The organism is Hyphomicrobium sp. CS1BSMeth3 (genome assembly GCF_900117415.1).
GTDB lineage: Bacteria > Pseudomonadota > Alphaproteobacteria > Rhizobiales > Hyphomicrobiaceae.
Genome location: NZ_FPEI01000006.1, coordinates 222,622 through 239,118, shown reverse-complemented (window position 1 = coordinate 239,118; position 16,497 = coordinate 222,622). Strand labels below are relative to the sequence as shown.

The 16,497-nt window shown below is 60.1% G+C and carries 11 protein-coding genes; all 11 read right to left on the bottom strand.

What is annotated here, in order from left to right; translation table 11 throughout:
• Positions 1-52: 52 nt before the first annotated feature.
• The 11 genes from CS1BSM3_RS16215 to CS1BSM3_RS16155 all read right to left on the bottom strand — a co-directional run bounded on the left by CS1BSM3_RS16215 (position 53) and on the right by CS1BSM3_RS16155 (position 16,476).
• Positions 53-2,968 carry a glycosyltransferase gene (locus CS1BSM3_RS16215; RefSeq protein WP_072388628.1) on the bottom strand — a complete coding sequence of 972 codons (2,916 nt, stop codon included), beginning with the start codon at positions 2,966-2,968 and terminating at the stop codon, positions 53-55.
• Complete coding sequence (locus tag CS1BSM3_RS16210) at positions 2,965-4,647, bottom strand: polysaccharide pyruvyl transferase family protein (protein WP_072388626.1); 1,683 nt, start codon at positions 4,645-4,647, stop codon at positions 2,965-2,967. The genes CS1BSM3_RS16215 and CS1BSM3_RS16210 overlap by 4 nt, the downstream gene beginning before the upstream one ends.
• A gap of 117 nt (positions 4,648-4,764) precedes the next feature.
• Positions 4,765-5,754, bottom strand: a complete 990-nt coding sequence (locus tag CS1BSM3_RS16205; RefSeq protein WP_072388624.1) for a GHMP family kinase ATP-binding protein — start codon at positions 5,752-5,754, stop codon at positions 4,765-4,767.
• The gene (locus tag CS1BSM3_RS16200; protein ID WP_244540537.1) at positions 5,744-6,946 is read right to left on the bottom strand and encodes an HAD-IIIA family hydrolase; all 1,203 of its coding nucleotides are present in this window, start codon (positions 6,944-6,946) and stop codon (positions 5,744-5,746) included. Before CS1BSM3_RS16200 ends, CS1BSM3_RS16205 begins: the two co-directional genes overlap by 11 nt.
• A 26-nt stretch (positions 6,947-6,972) precedes the next feature.
• Positions 6,973-7,569 carry a D-sedoheptulose-7-phosphate isomerase gene (locus CS1BSM3_RS16195; RefSeq protein WP_244540536.1) on the bottom strand — a complete coding sequence of 199 codons (597 nt, stop codon included), beginning with the start codon at positions 7,567-7,569 and terminating at the stop codon, positions 6,973-6,975.
• 381 nt (positions 7,570-7,950) lie between these two features.
• Complete coding sequence (locus tag CS1BSM3_RS16190) at positions 7,951-9,189, bottom strand: glycosyltransferase (protein ID WP_083528651.1); 1,239 nt, start codon at positions 9,187-9,189, stop codon at positions 7,951-7,953.
• 409 nt (positions 9,190-9,598) lie between these two features.
• Positions 9,599-10,516 (bottom strand): formate dehydrogenase accessory protein FdhE, encoded by a 918-nt coding sequence (fdhE, locus tag CS1BSM3_RS16180; protein ID WP_072388617.1) that lies wholly within the window; start codon positions 10,514-10,516, stop codon positions 9,599-9,601.
• A gap of 33 nt (positions 10,517-10,549) precedes the next feature.
• A complete protein-coding gene (locus CS1BSM3_RS16175) occupies positions 10,550-11,212 on the bottom strand; it encodes a formate dehydrogenase subunit gamma (RefSeq protein ID WP_072393847.1) in 663 nt (220 codons plus the stop codon).
• 29 nt (positions 11,213-11,241) lie between these two features.
• Positions 11,242-12,180, bottom strand: coding sequence for a formate dehydrogenase subunit beta (fdxH, locus tag CS1BSM3_RS16170; protein ID WP_072388615.1), 939 nt, complete (start codon positions 12,178-12,180; stop codon positions 11,242-11,244).
• Between the two features lie 14 nt (positions 12,181-12,194).
• Complete coding sequence (gene fdnG / locus CS1BSM3_RS16165; RefSeq protein ID WP_143149236.1) at positions 12,195-15,269, bottom strand: formate dehydrogenase-N subunit alpha; 3,075 nt, start codon at positions 15,267-15,269, stop codon at positions 12,195-12,197.
• A gap of 172 nt (positions 15,270-15,441) precedes the next feature.
• The gene (locus CS1BSM3_RS16155) at positions 15,442-16,476 is read right to left on the bottom strand and encodes a 5-methyltetrahydropteroyltriglutamate--homocysteine methyltransferase (RefSeq protein WP_072388609.1); all 1,035 of its coding nucleotides are present in this window, start codon (positions 16,474-16,476) and stop codon (positions 15,442-15,444) included.
• Positions 16,477-16,497 lie beyond the last annotated feature (21 nt).

The window sequence follows — 16,497 nt, the reverse complement described above, 5'->3', positions numbered from 1 at the left end:
TGTTCACCGCGCATTGGTTACTCATATTTACCCAGGCGGGCGAGAGCGCAACCTACGCAAGTGACGTTTCCTCACGCCCTCTTGCTGCTGAAAACATCCCCTCCATCGCGCGATTGCTGTCCTCGTAGAAGGCCCGGTAGCGCTGACGACTGACCTCAGCGAGTGCGGAAAGCCGATTTGGATCCTTAGCCAAACAGAAAAGGCCATCGACCAATGTGTCGAGATCCTGATGGTTATGCATCGGCTCTTCTGTCTCGATGCCCTTGCTACCCCAGGCCGTAGCCAGAAGCGGCATACCGTAGGCCATGGCCTGAACAGTTTTCACATTAATGCCCGTTCCCATTGTAACTGGAGAAACTACAAGGTCGACGCTACTATAAAATTCGCCTATGTCTGGAACGAAACCCAGTAGTTTCACCCAGGGCTTCATGAACATCTCCGCCTTGGCCGAGGGCAGTGCCCGGATCATGTCACGCACCTGTCCCGCAATATGTACATAAAACGGCGGATGGCCGGCTTCGGTGCGTCTTTCGACCGCTTGCAGAAATTGCAGCACAATGGCCAGATTGATTTGATTGGCACTCGCCACTAGTCCGATATTCGCTAGATCAGTAAATTCCCGATCGAGAGGCCTAGGCTCCTCGACATGCGGAATAACGATCGCGGATGCACGACCGGTCACGGCGTCGAAGTATTCAGCTTCTTCGGCGCGTCGGGCCACTACGATATCGGCGCGGCGCAGATATGCACCTTCCTCATCAGGAGTGCACGAAAAGAATTCAGTGGGCTGCCCGTTTTTGCGAAGCATCTCATATCGCCCCCCCATCTTGTCGTGCGTATCTATGACCTTAAGCACGTGTTCCGGGACATAGTCCAAAAGCTTCGATTGAAAGACGTACGAGCAGAAAACGAGATCAATGTCGTACTTGGCGCAGAGCAAGCGAATACGCTCACCAATTCCCTCCTCATACCAGGCGTCAAAGGGAATATCCGTACCATTGGACCAAAGCCGAAGATCGTTCGGAATAATGGTCAGGCTGTCCCAGGCATTTTGCATCAAAGCGACGGCGTTCTCGTCATAAAGCCGGCTTTGAAGCAAGGCGAAATGAACTTGGTGCCCCATTTCGCGGAAGCGCCGGCCAAACGCTTGAATTGTAGCTTGATTGCCGTGGTTGTCGGGATGCGAGGGAAATGGGCTGAAGTAAAGTACATTCAGCTTACCCGACGCCCGACGGGCCGCTGCGCCGACAGGGACTTTCCGCTCGGCACGCGCGATTGCGATCTCCGGCACAGTCCCGCTCTCCATATAACCCTTGGCCAGAGAGCCTTGCCACTTTTGAAAGAACTCATCGCGGGCTTGCCCAGCAAGGGGCGCCGACTGATCCCCTTCCTTCTTCGCGCGTTGGTCAGCCTTCGCCAGCACAACTTCGGACATCGGTTGGCAAACAACGTGATACCCCCGCGCCCGCGCGGTCATTGCTAGATCCGCATCCCTATAATCTGACCGACCGAAACGATTGTCGAACCCTTCGGCCTCCCGCCAGAAGTCACGGCGCACTAGCATCGACGAACCAGATGTGTAGTCGACCTCCCGAACGAGCGAATAGAATGTCGAGCGCCGCCTACGACCCTGCCCAATTTTCACGGCAGAACCGTCTGAATACAGCACGCCGCCAGCTTCCTCGATCGCGCCGTTTTGATCGAGACTTTTCGATCCAACGATTGCGACGCGCCGGTCGTCGTCCATGACTTGAACCAGAGGACGCAGCCAGTTCGGCAAGACGATCGTATCGCTCCTGAGGAAGAGCAGGTACCGCCCCCGCGCCCGAGCAACTGCTGCGTTCCAATGCCTCAGTTCATCGGGGCTATCATCGGCTGCTGCCGTCTCGGATCTCGGAAAGCCCAGGGCCTCCGTAGATTCTTCGGTGCCAGTGCTCTCGTCTACCAGCAGGACCTCGTAGCAAATACCTGTACCGCAAGCGGCCACTCGCACGGAGCGCAAGCAACTGTCGGCAAGGGCCTGATCATTGCCGACCTGCATAATGATGGAGACATCGATCGTGCGATCTCTCTCGTATGTAGGAAAGACGACAGGATCGGTTGTGCGGCAACTTTCAATATAGAGATCAAGCGGCAGTATTTTTGCCCGATCGAGGGCTCTCAGCAATTCGGACCGACGCACCGTCTCAGATACGTTCGCACTGCCTGAACCACTGAGAGATCGCAAATGCGATATCTTGAGACCATCGACGCTTTTTTCCGGGAAAGGATACTCCGCCGGGTTCACCAGAACCACATGATCGGCGGCATTCATAAGCGCACTCTCTCTTGCGCGGCGATTTTCGGCAGCAGCAGGTGCTCCTGCCTTGCTCGTCCCGCGCCCCTCGCACGACGCCACCAGATCGGGGTTGTGAAAGACGATGGGAGCATCCGGAGCCGCTGTTCGCGCTTCAGGCATCAACGCTTCCGCGACTTCGAGACCGACCAGGTAGAATGCGCCGAATTTCGCCCCCTCGGCGCGTAGATAGGCGCCGGCGTCCACATGACCGCTCGTGGCGCCAATCACCGTCGCGCCGAACGCCTCAATATCGCGGCGAACGGGCTCTGCATCGCTCAGATTGGTTGGGCAGAAAACAACGTCGAAGCCAATTGCACACAGATCCGTAATGATCCCCAACGTCGCCCGCTCGCGCGCGGAAGCGTCCTGCTGCGGCATTCGATCGTCCACAACAAGGATTCGCCGCACCCGAGCTGGATCAACAAGAGGCTCTGCACCGCCCGGAAGGCCCAGTGCAAGGGCCCTTTCCAGCTCTTGCTTTTCTTTCAGCCTCAGTGCCAGTTGCTTCGGATCGCGCTTGTCAGCGGAGCGCGTAAAACGTGCGGCAGTCCGTTTCGAAAATGGCCTAACCAACTTCACAAGCAATCGCAGCAAGAAGACGTGTAAACGTTGTCCCAGAGTAATCTTCACTTTGGCAAAACCTCGTGTTTATCCCCGTTGCCCGCATCAAACCCGCGAGCCACGAGCCAGTCATGCCGAACGTGCTCGAGCTTGTACCTGGCTATCGAGCGGCGAAGCATTTCCGATCTCCGTTTCGAGAGGATGACACCCTCGAGGAGGAGCAAACTGCGTAGGACAAAGCGTCGGAGGGCGAATCTGAGAGGACGCCAAGGATTGGCGTAGGCTCGACGCAATTCCTCGGCCAATCGATCCCCTCGGACAGCCATGTTGGCGATGCGCTGCTGCGCAGGAGTGACCGTAGCGTCGTTATTCGCCAAAAAATGTTTGCTCTCATCGCCAAGCCTTGCGGCGTTCAGTTCACGACTTTGCACTCCAGCAAACTGGTGGCGAAGTGTCTGGATGACCGCTTGCTCTTTGACGAGTTGGTCGGAACGTCGGATCAGCCCGGCCAATGCAGACATCGGCGCCGTACCCAATTGGCCACCCTGTCCAAAGCCGGGAAGCGCCCGACCGTGCATTTCCTCCAGAAGCGCTTTGGCGTCCTGCGCACGTGCCGTTCGCAATTCCGCGTCGATAACCAATACCCGATCCTTGAGCGCTTGCCGGTTGGCAAAAAACTGGGCGCTGGCAGCACCAAGTTGTCCGACCTTCGAAATTACCCCGGCAGCTGAACCGGCATGCTTCTCGAAGGCCCCGCGCATCTTATCCACAGAACTATAGCCCTTACCCTGCGCCATCATAACCAGCGGCAGGGTGCCAGCACGAAATGCCGCTAACGATAGGTGCATTCGTCCCGTAATCAAGAAATCGACGGCACTCAGCACCGTGATGTTTCCACCGTACGCGATGGAGGGGCAGACTGTGAGTGCCCGGTCTTCTCCGATGTTCTCGATAAGCCATTCCTGCGCGATCTGCTGATAATCATCATCGGATGGATGATTGTGCCAACGCCGCTCGTCGTTAGATAGAAGCACGTAGAAAGCATTTGGATGTGATGCAGACAATTCTCTTAGGATGGAGCCGACGAATACCTTTCGATTCAAGTCAGAATGCACCTCAAAGAACGAGCGAAAGGAATGCTCGGCGAAGTTCACACCGATGACAGGCTCGTAGCTTTTCCGCGCCTTAGCGATATCGGCGATGATGGTTTCAATCGGCGCCCCGCTGCTGCTGGGACAAAAGAACGAAATGTCGGGCAAATAGCGGCCAGCGAGCCCGGTCTGTCTTTCGAAATTGCCCAATGAGTGATTGTCACGCAGCAGGAAAATTGCATCGGACATAAGACGCAGCGGCTCCAAAATTTCCGATGCGACAACCGACCGGAACGAACAAGAGACATACACCGGCGCCCCGCGTGCCAGCGCGCTGGCCATCAATTCAATCCGCTCCAAGCTAGGTTCGAGACCGCATGTGCCGTCGATGACATCGGCACCCAAGAAAAATACAAGATCATTCGCCTCCAAGTATTGTGCGAAGTCGCGAATCGGCCCTGCCGCATCGGAAACGCGTTGACGCTCGTCGGATGCGAGCCCCAGCTTTTCAATCCAGAGGCATTCCGGAGAGGCATTGAGGATAACCACAACGCTCGACCGGAAGAGTTCTAGAGCGCCGCGGACCATCCCCTCGTCCCCCTTACTGCCGGGTGTCGCGGGGGGAACCAAGATAATGCGCCGTTCACGTGCCGTCATGCGCTGTCTCCATCACTGGCCGGATCGACGGCGATCACCTTCAGACCTCCCACACGAAGGCGTCGTTCCGTATTCGCGGCGCACTCGCAATACCCGGGCGGCGACTTCAATTGCTGTCTACAGAATGTTCGACACCGTAGACCCACCGTTGGTCAGCGAAACCGGAATAACCCTCTCAGCCCCAAAGCGCTCGATGAAGACCCCGTGCACCTCCGGATCGGCAAGGAACAGAACAAACCCACCACCTCCAGCGCCCAGCAATTTTCCCCCCCATGCCCCCAACTCTTTGCCGTGGAGATTATCGATCGTCGTATTTGACACTGCCGTTCCAAGCTTCCGCTTCAATTTCCATCCATGATCGAGCAGCTCGGCAAAGCGCACGATCGCGGCACGATCATCACCATCAGCCTCCAGAATGGAGGCGCCAACACGCGTCATCTCATACATTTCGCGCAGATAGCTCTCGTTGGCGCCGGATTTGTTGCGTTTTTCCTGGTTTTCCAGAACCACCGAGGCGCTGCGCTGCTCGCCCGTGTAGACGAGCAGCAGCGATGCGTTCAGGAAACTAAGACGATTCGTGGCCAACCTCAGCGGTTCGATAGTGAAAGTATCACCGGCGAACTCGTAACGTGCCAGGCCGCCGAAGGCGGCATGGATCTGATCTTGGGCGCCGCCATTCTCCTTGAGGATGTCCTGCTCCATATGGATAGCCTGACGCGCGAGCTCGTAGCGCGTGAGCTCGATCCCGCGCATACGGTGAAGCAGGTTGATGAAGCCCACAGTGAAGGCGGAAGAACTCCCGAGTCCCGTACTACCGGGGAGATCCGACATGGTGGCGATGTTGAGCGGCGAGGTCCAATCATAGGACCTCAGGGATTCGCGAATGACCGGATGCCGGATGTCCTCAATCCGATCGACGCTTTCAGTCGTACGATAGGTGACACGGAATTTCTGTTCCGCGATGGGCGACATCGGCAGGGCCTGAATATAGACATACTTGTCGATCGTCCCACCGAGCACAGCTCCGGGATTCGAGTGAAAATAAGAAGGATAGTCCGTGCCGCCTCCAAGAAAGCTGGCCCTCAACGGCGTTCTGCTAATCCACATGTCCTTCCTCGAATGTTGAAATCGCCTTCTGCAATAGTTTCAGTAACGAACCACCTTCATATCGAAAGGCCCGGATACCGGCCGCGCCGGCCGCCTGCATGTCCGTCTCGGCGTCGCCGATAAGGAGGCTGCGAGTTCGATCAGCCGGCCAAGCGCCAAGCAGATTGTTGAGCATGCCGGGAAGAGGTTTGCGACATCCGCACTGCTTGCGATACGCCTCAACGAGGCCGTCAATGTGATGGGGACACCATTCGATGGCATCAATATGGGCGCCAAAATCGAACAGCTGCTCCTGCATAGCTCCGTGGAAAGCCGCAATCGCCCTTTCGTCATAGAGTCCGCGTGCTACGCCTGCCTGGTTGGTGACGACGAAGACCAAAAAGCCCGCCGCATTGGCAAAAGCTATCGCTTCGCGGGCGTCCTGCATCCACGCTAGGTCTTCAACCCGATGGGTGTAGCCAAAGTCACGATTGAGCGTCCCGTCCCTATCGAAAAATACTGCCGCCCGCGTGCGCGCTCGCTGCAATGCTTCTTGCGCTCGGGCAAGAGATTCTGGCACGCCTATGTCAATGAAATAGGTGTTCTCCGGCGCGGCGACGGCAACGACCTGCCTGCTCGAGATCAGGAGCGGCAAGATATCGGCTTCCAGCGAGCTTGCGACGCCTCCGGGAATTAAGCCGATGACTTCCTTCGACAGGAGATAGACGCCGGCATTGATATGGCCGGAACAGCCGGCCAAGTCGCGAGCCTTCTCTCGAAAGGCCGTGACACGACCGTTGTCAACCATCACGCTGCCATACCGTCCGACGTCCGGAACTGACTGCAGCAACATCTGAGCTGCAAGCGTTGGCTGAACCGCCTTTGCCGTGCGCCATTGAAGGGCAAAGTGAACGAGATCGGCGTCGATCCAGGAGTCGCCGTTGAGCAGCAGGAATTCAGACGCCAGCCTCTCCTCTGCAAAACGCAGAGCTCCAGCTGTCCCCAACGGCTCCCGCTCCACCAAAACCTCGATGTGAGCGCCAAACAGGCGACGACCGTCGTATAAGTCCGCAATCTGCTCACCAAAACGGCCGGCAAGCAGCACGATATGCGTCACGCCGTAGCGGGCAATTTCTTGAAGCAAGTGTTCCAGAAAAGGGCGGCCGGCTACGGGCAGCATCGGCTTAGGCGTCGACGCGGTGAGTTCTCCCAACCGGGTTCCTAGACCGCCACAGAGGACTAGAGCTTGGGAGAGCAAAGAGTGGCCTCAACCAATCCGCAAACGAGGTGTCCAAGAACGATGTGCGCTTCCTGTATGTGATTCGTCTGCTTGTGAGGCACGGCGAGGAGAATATCCGACAGCTTCTCCATTTTGCCGCCACGCTCACCGGTGAAGCCGATTGTTAGGATGCCCATCGCTCGTGCTGTCTCGAAAGCGCGCAAGACGTTCGGGCTATTGCCGCTCGTCGACAGACCTACCAACACGTCGCCCTTTTTACCGATGCCGCGTAGCTGGCGCGAAAACACGTTCTCATAGCCGTAGTCGTTGCCGATTGCGGTTAAAGCCGACGTGTCCACCGTGAGCGAGAGTGCGGGCATCGGCTCGCGGTCCAAGAGAAAGCGCCCCATCAGCTCGGCCGCCAGATGCTGTGCGTCCGCTGCAGATCCGCCGTTTCCACAGAAAATAATCTTCCTGCCATTCCGAAGTGCGTTGATCCAAGCATCGGCCGCACGCTCAATTTGCGCACTCAGTGTTGTGAGCTGCTTTATAAGGGTTTCTGTTTCGGCGAAGTACGCCGAGATGAGCCCTGCCCTGGTTGTAGATTCTGCCAGCACGGCTATCCAATCTCCCGGTATGCTCAACCCTGCATTCGATGGAGTTCCGCGTGCATCGAGCACAAGCAACCCATATAGCCGCTTGCATGGGAAAGGTCGATGGCGCCGCCATCACACATATGGAAAAGTCCTGTGCCCTTTGACCGCCGCATGATCCTTCAGGGCTCGCAATCTTGGATGAACTTGGATCAGAGGCTGCACCGTGAGGGAGCGAACGTCTGCTGCTTCAAGCCATGTCCGGCTACCCGCATTAACGTACCGCGCAGAGAGCGCGTCGCGAGACTGCTGAAGAAGCAGTTCCGCATATGTTGCTATTTCGTCATCCACGAAGTACGGACCTCCAATTGGACATTGCGAGGGCCAGGTTTTTCATCGTTCCACTTAGTCTGAGAGGCCGAGATGCTCAAGCACTTGGCTCATGGAGCTTGCGTATGCTTCTCCGCTGAAAAGCCGACGGTATAGTCGCTTACTCGCCTCTTGGAACGGCGCCGGCGTGTCAACCGCCCGTCGAGCGGCCTCGGCAAACGCCTCTGGCTCGTCGTACATGCGTAGACCTGCCGCCTCGACCTCCAACTTAGGCAGACCTCTGTATGCGAAAGAGGTTCCTACAAGAGGTAGTCCAAATGCACACGCCTCTATCGTCTTGATCGAGACACCCCGCCCGGTGACCATTGGGGCCAGTACACAGCGCGATCCACGATAGCATTGCGAAACATCGGGAACGCTGCCAGTGAAGAACTCTTGGAAAGTAGCGTAGAGCGTTGGGTTCCGTTTACTCATGAGGTCCTTCACCGGTCCCACAATCTTTATTCTCAGGTCGGGATCGATTAACGGCCAGACATCATTGAGAAGCCACTGCAGAGCGTGATAATTTGCAATGTGCCCGGCACCGACGAAAATAAAATCGGAGAAGGGAGCCTCCTCGCCATGATCGCTCCCTTTAAAGCTGCTATCAATCGTGGGCAGAACAAGCTTATGGGGTATGCTTGGCAAACAGGAGCGAAAAAACTCCTCATCGTCGCTCGATACATGAATAAGATAGTCCGCACCAGCGAGTGTTCGCAACTCGGTATCAAGCAATACGTCACTCCCGTCCAATTGTCCGGTGAAGGGATTGATCTCCACGTTGTCGAGCAGCACGTGGCTCTGGATATCGTGCGTCACGAGTGCAATAGGCGCTTTGGACGACCATCGCGTACGCAACTTTTGCGCCACCGGAAATGTGTAGACATGGTTGGCTAGAACCAACCTGATATCAAACTCTTTGGCGACACTCATAAGAGTGTGTGGAATGCTAGCGGCTCTGCCGGGTTCGAGAGCCCAGTGCATGGCATTCTGTCCATGCCAGCGGCCCCAAAGCCTACGCGTGATGCTGGGCTTCGAGACGCGCCACCAAAACGAGGCGATTGCGGTGAAGTCCGCATCGAGATCCACCTTCTCTTCCTCGAACCTCTTCCAGATCTTCCTCGAATAGGCATCAGTCCGCTTAAACGGGCAGGCCACGAATATCGTGACCCACCCCAACGATTTGAAATACTCGACCTGAGCCTGCATTACTTTTCCGGTGCCGCTGCGTATCCACGGCAGGCCGGTGATTATCACTGCGGGGCGCTTCGACATTAGAGCCTGCTCTCTGGGGCTACCGAGATGTCATGTTGCCAACCATGTTCAGGCATACCCGAGCGATCGACAAGCTCTGTCGCTGGCCACCCGACGGTCGTCCCCCGAGTCGCCGACCTGTGTATTGTAGCCCCCCGCGGCAGCCTCCTGATGAATACGTCGGCGCGCGCAGCCGCGCAGCGGCCAGAATGTCGTTCTCCGACCGATCCTTCAGAGCACCTACGAGGTTCTCTCTGACGGTCCCCTCGAAGAGAAAGACGTCCTGACTCGCCAGGGCCACCTGTCTGCGAAGTGAGGCGAGCGGAACGTCGGCGATACGCTGGCCATCAATCGAGATCTCGCCACTTGATAATTGCCAGAAGCGCTGCACCAAATTGAAGATGGTGGTTTTACCACTACCGGCTGCCGGTCAGTAGCCGAGCAGGAACGGGTTCTCGCCGCCGCGCTTCCAGCCTTCCTCGGCCAGCATCATGTCCAGGCCGAGGCTCGCGACGTCGTCGCAGAGCGGCTCGAGAGCGGTGTTGCTCACCTGGTAGACGATCTTCACGTAGCCGCGGCAGGTGTCGCAGGTCTCGGCCTTGACGGTGTCCGGCTGGCCCTCGAAGCCGCGGAAGCTCACGCCGTCCGTCGCCCCGCAGAGCACGCACGTGACGCGGATCACGTTCCACATGGTCCCGCAGAGGCCGCAGGTGCAGTAGCGCGTGTTGTAGGCGCGCGGCCAGCCGACGACCGTGCTCGCCATCGGCGGACTGCCGCACGTTGGACAGGCCGCATTGGCGACAGGCTTCAGCGCGTTTGCATCCAGCATGGCGGCAAGGCGCGAGAAGTGCACCTGCAGACCCGCAAGGATCAGGACGCGTTGGGCCAGATCCTGAGCGGGCGACGCCTCCTTGAGGGCCGCCCCGACGATGCGATGGCCGTCGGAGCGCAATCCCGTGCGCAAAGCCGCGATGGCCGTTGCCGTTTCAGAAGGAAGCGTGACCGCGCCGAACCGCGCGACCAGGCGCTCGACGGCGGCCAGCATGATGTCATCGGGTTCGATCGTCGCGCGTGACAGCGGCGGCACGCCATGCGCGAGCGACCGGGCCATGCGATCGTCCGGCGGCAGCAAGGCCGGCGGCAGATCGGACGCGACCTCGTGCTGCGCCGTCGCCAGCTTCGCGAGAAAGCTGAGGTAAGGGCCGAGCTCGTGGTCAGGCGCCAGCGCGCTCAAACGCTCGGCGCGTGCGAGAAAGAGCGACGATGGATCGGGGAGCACGGCGAACGGTGGCTTCGCCTGCTCCCCGATGTTGGTCATGTCGCCGACGATGCGACGCCCGCTCGGCATGAATAGGCACCTCCTGCCGCAGCGTGCGCCGAACTACTCGGCCGGCGTGACGCGTGAGCGTTCGTCGTGGCCGACTTCCTTGCGCAACCACTTGCGGTGATGACGCCAGCCCCAGCCGCCGGTGACGAAGCCGCGCGTCATGGCACTGATCGTACCGCGGACCCAGATCGCTGCGTAAACGTGAACGATCCAGATCGTGATCGCGAGCACCGCGGCGCCGGCATGGATCAATGCCGCCATGCGGAGCTGATCGATGGTTGCCTTGAAGCCGAAGAGCCCCTCGACATAGGCGAGCCCAGGCGCCCACAGCCCGAGACCGGTGACGAAAAGTACGATCACCAGGATGGACTGCGACCAGAAGACGAACTTCTGCCCGGCATTGTACTTGCCGACTTCCGGCAGATATTCGTCATCGCCCTTGAGGACATGGCGGATGCGTGCGAGCCAGACCCAGTCCGTGCGCTCGGGCAGGTTCTGCGCGAAAAAGCGCAGGAACAGGCCGATGAACCCGACCACCAGCACCACCCCGATCCAGGGGTGGAGCCAGCGGACGGTCGTACCTCCGCCGAAGAGACCGGCCAACCAGAAGAGGCTTGGATGGAAGAGCGACAGCCCGCTCAGCAAGAGCAGAACGAAGCTGATCGCCACGATCCAGTGATTGATGCGGGCGCTTCCCGAATAGCGGCGCACCCGCATGTGTGCGCCGCTGCCATCGTCATGTGTGCTCACGACTTGCCTCCTGCCAGCTTCTCCGCGTTCTCCTCGTCTTCGGACGTCACGCGGTTGGGGCCCTGCAGCAAGTGATGGATGACGCCGGCCGCCGCCGTGAGGCCGATCAGCGCCAGTCCTGCGTATTTGCCGACACCCTTCCAGGCCTCGACGATCGGACTGATCCTCGGGTTCTCGGCGAGACCGGCATAGAGCTGCGGCTTGTCGGCATGATGGAGCACGTACATGACGTGCGTGCCCTGCACGCCCGGCGGGTCGTAAAGTCCCGCTTTGGCAAAGCCGCGCGACTTCAGGTCGGCGATGCGCTTTGCTGCCCAGGCCTTCATCTCATCCTTGGTGCCGAAGACGATGGCCTGAGTCGGGCAGGCTTTCTGGCACGCCGGGCCCTGGCCGACAGCCACACGATCCGAGCAGAGCGTGCACTTGTAGGCCTTGTGGTCGGCGCGCGAGATGCGGGGAATGTTGAAGGGACAGCCCTTGATACAGTACCCGCAGCCGATGCAGTTCTCCTTCACGAAATCGACGATGCCGTTGGAGTACTGCACGATCGCGCCCGGTGAGGGACACGCCTTGAGGCAGCCCGGATCCTCGCAGTGCATGCAGCCGTCCTTGCGGATCAGCCACTCGAGATTGCCGCTCTCCGGGTTCTCGTACTCGGTGTAGCGCATCAGCGTCCAGCTATTGGCCGTCAGGTCATGCGGGTTGTCGTAGACACCCACATTGACGCCGACTTCCTCCGTGAGCTGGTTCCACTCGAGGCACGCCGTCTGGCACGCCTTGCAGCCGATGCACTTCGACACGTCGATCAGCTTGGCGACCTCGGTCTGCCGCTTGGCGGGCGGCGTGATCGTGGAGGCCGAGCGGCGGATCATGTCCTTCTCGCCGAACCGGGCGTTGGACTTGTCCGTGGTGGGATTGGGGATTGCTGGAAACATGTCTGTGCTCTCCCCTATGCCACCGGCCCGACGATGGGCTCGACGTTGACGAGAAACGCCTTGTACTCCGGCGTCTGCGAGTTGGCGTCACCGACCGGTGGCGTCAGCCCGTTGATCGGATTGGCCTTGCGGGCCACGCCGATGAAGCCGAAGTTGAGCGGCAGGCCGACGGTGTGAACCGTCCTGCCATCGATCGTCAGTGGCTTCAGCCGCTTGGTCACCACGGCCTTGCCCTTGACCGATCCGCGCTTGGACCACACGCGCACCCAGCCGCCATGCTTGATGCCTTTCTCAGCGGCGAGCTGCTCGGACATCTCCACGAAGAACTCGGGCTGCACGACCGCATTCATGTGCACGCCCTTCGTCCAGTAGTGGAAATGCTCGACGAGGCGGTAGGTCGTGGCGACGATCGGGAACTCCTTCGCGTCGCCGAAGGACGGCCGGTCACGCTGGAAGATGCGTGCCGCCGGATTGCCCTTCAGCTTCGGGAAGACCGGGTTCGTCACCGGCGACTCGAACGGCTCGTAGTGCACGGGGAACGGCCCGTCCGCCATCAATCCACGCACCCAGAGGCGGGAGACGCCTTCGGGGTTCATGATGAAGGGGCCGGTTGCCTGGGATGGCGGGATGGTCGGCACATAGTCCGGCACATCCGGTCCGGTCCAGCGCTCGCCGTTCCAGAACATGTACTTCTTGCGCTCGCTCCACGGCTTGCCTTCCGGATCGGCCGAGGCGCGATTGTACTGGATGCGGCGATTGGCGGGCCACGAGAAGCCCCAGTTGCCGTAGACGCCGAGGCCCGATGGATCAGCGTTGTCGCGACGCTGCGAGAGATTGCCCGCAGGGCCGTAGACGCCCGTGTAGATCCACATGGCACCATCGGTCGAGCCGTCGTCGCGCATCTCGCCGAAGCTCGCGAGCTGCGAGCCGGCCTGACGCGTGACCTTGCCGCCGGCGTCCTTGAGATCCACCAGCGCCTTGCCGTTGAGCTCCTTCAAGAGCTCGTCAGCGCTCGGCTCCGCCGGATTCTTGTACGACCAGTCGACCGCGAGAAGCGGCTCGGCACCCTTGCCGCCTTGGGTCTCGTAGGCCTTGCGGATGCGGTTGAACAGATCCGCCAGGATGACCACGTCGGTGCGTGAGTCATGATAGGGATCCGCCGCCTGCCATTTCCACGAGATGCAGCGGCTCGAGTTGGTCAGGCTTCCCGACTCCTCGGCGAACGAGGTGACGGGCAGCATGAACACTTCGGTTTGAATCTTGGCGGGATCGACGTTGTTGAACTCGCCGTGATTCTCCCAGAAGCGCGCCGTGTCGGTCTCGATCGGATCGATGCTGACGAGCAGCTTCAGCTTCGCGAGGCCGGCGGCACTCTTGTTCGAGTCCGCGATGGCCATGAGCGGGTTGAAGCCCTGACAGATCAGGACGTTCGTTTTGCCCTGATTGATCAGGTCGAACATTCTGAGGCAGTCGTAGGCGACGTCCAGCTTCGGCAGCCAGTCGTAGCCGAAGTTGTTCTCCGGCGTCGCCTTGGTGCCGTAGAACGACTTCAGGAAGCTCACATAGAACTTCCGGTAGTTCTGCCAGTAGCTCGTCTGGTTGGCCTGGAGCGGCTTGAACGTGCGCTTGCCCAAGTGCGATTCGAGGGTCGGCTCGTTCTCCGCCGGCAGGTTCAGGTAGCCGGGAATGGCTGCTGTGAGCGTGCCGACATCGGTGATGCCCTGGACGTTGGAGTGACCGCGCAGTGCGTTCACGCCACCACCGGGAACGCCGATGTTGCCGCACAGGAGCTGGATCATCGCCGCGGAGCGGATGTTCTGGGCACCGTGCGAATGCTGTGTCCAGCCGAGCGCGTACATGATCGTCATCGCCCGCTCGCCATTGGCGGTCGAGGCGATCCAGTCGCAGACCTTCAGGAACCTGTCCTGCGGTGTGCCGCTCACGCGTGAAACCATCTCGGGTGTGTAGACCGCGAAATGCTTCTTCATGAGCTGGAAGACCGAGCGTGGGTGCTCGAGCGTCATGTCGCGCACGGCATAGCCGTCCGCACCGATCTCGTACTCCCAGGAGCTGCGGTCGTACGTCGCCTTCGATTCGTCGTACCCGGAGAAGAAGCCTTCGTTGAAGGCATAGCCTTCCTTCACCAGATAGGCCGCGTTCGTGTAGTGGCGGACGTACTCCTTGTGGATCTTGTCGTTGCTAAGCAGGTAGTTCACGACGCCGGAAAGGAAGGCGACGTCGGTCCCCGGCCGGATCGGCGCATAGTGGTCAGCCACGGCCGCCGAGCGCGTGAAGCGCGGATCGACCACCATGAGCTTGGCGCCACGCTCGGCTTTCGCCTCGGTGACCCACTTGAATCCGCAGGGGTGAGCTTCGGCGGCATTGCCGCCCATGACGAGGACGAGATCCGTGTTACGGATATCCGTCCAACTGTTGGTCATCGCACCGCGACCGAATGTCGGGCCCAGACTGGACACCGTCGGTCCGTGTCAGATCCTCGCCTGGTTTTCGATCTGCAGGAGACCGAGGCCACGCGCGACCTTGTAGGTAACCCAGCCGGTCTCATTCGTGACCGAGCTGCCGGAGAGGAATGCCGTGGTCGTCCAGCGGTTGACGGTGGTGCCGGCCGCGTTCTTCTCGACGAAGTTCGCGTCGCGGTCCTCCTTCATCAGCTTCGCGATCCGCTCCATGGCGAAGTCCCAGGTACACGGCTCGAACTTGGCCGTACCGGGCTTGCGGTACATGGGCGTCTTCACGCGCGTTGCGGAATGAATGTAGTCGATCGCGGCGGCACCCTTCGGGCACAGCGTTCCACGATTGACCGGATGGTCGGCATCGCCCTCGATGTGAACGACTTCCAGCTTGCCGCTGCTGGCCTTGCTCGGGGCCGCATAGACGAGCATTCCGCAGCTCACTGCGCAATACGGGCAGGTCGTGCGCGCTTCCTTGGTCTGGACGAGCCGGAAGGGCTTCACGTGGGCCGAGACTTGCGCCTCCGCCTCTGCGAAGCCAAGCGCGCCGATCGCGGTTCCTGCGGCGCCGGCACCGGCCAGCTGCATGAACCTTCGGCGTGATACTTCAATGTTCATGGTTCAGCCACCTCCTTTGAAAAATACTTATTGTTCTTCCAAGGAGAAGACTGCAGTGCGCCACCCCCATCAAGGTGGCGCACCCAATGTTGCGATAGCAAAAGCCAATCGAAGATCGCCGAATCCAATGCATCCGAGCTCTGCCCCGCGCGGCGGGACGGAGCTTCGCGAGTTATGACAGCTCGGCCCGCACGATAGCGGCGCCGTCGGCGAGCGCCTTCAGCTTCGCGAAGGCGAGCTCGCGCGACATGTATTTCATGCCGCAGTCGGGCGCCGGCACGAGCTTGTCGGCGGGCAGGAATTTCAGGCCCGCCCGAATGCGCTCGGCGACCATCTCGGGCGTCTCGGCCGTCTTGTCGCCGAGGTCCAGCACGCCGAGCATGACCTTCTTCGGCGTCAGCTCCTTCAGAATGCCGAGATCGAGCTTCGGCTGGGCCGCCTCGATGGAGATCGTTTCGGCAACCGTATCGGCAAGCTCCGGCAGGAAAGAATACCCAACCGGCTTGGTCGAGCCGGGCACCACCGCGGCATAACCGAAGCAGAGATGGACGACCGTCGGCACCTTGATGCCTTCGAGCGCGCGATTGATGGCCTTGATGGCGATGCGCTTGGCCGCGTCGGGATCATTACGCAGCCAGGGCTCGTCGAGCTGGATGACATCGGCGCCGGCCTTGACGAGATCGTGCGCCTCCGCGTTCACGGCGGCGGCGTAGTCCATGACCATCTCGTCGGCGTCCTTGTAGAACTCGTTCTTGGCCTGCTGGCTCATGGTGAACGGGCCGGGAAGCGTGATCTTGGCCAGACGGTCCGTATTGCGGCGCAGGAACTCCATGTCGCGCACTTCGACCGGCCCCTTGCGGCGGATCTTGGCGACGACGCGCGGCACGGGCGTGCGCGCATTGCCCGTGCGGGCGATGACCTCGCCTGCATCATTGGCGTCGATGCCTTCGAGTGCGGTGGCAAAGCGGTTCGAGTAGCTCTCGCGGCGCGCCTCGCCGTCGGTGATGATGTCGATGCCGGCCCGCTCCATGTCGCGGATGGCGAGGATCGTCGCGTCGTCCTGTGCCTGCTCGAGCTGCGCCTCGGGAATGCGCCAGATGTTCAGGCGCACGCGCGGCACCTGCTTCGAGAGCATCTCGCGGTTCACGAGCCAGTCGGGCTGCGGGTAGCTGCCGACCACGGTGGTGGGCAGGATCTTGTTGGCCATGTGTTGTTCTCCCTGCGGGCT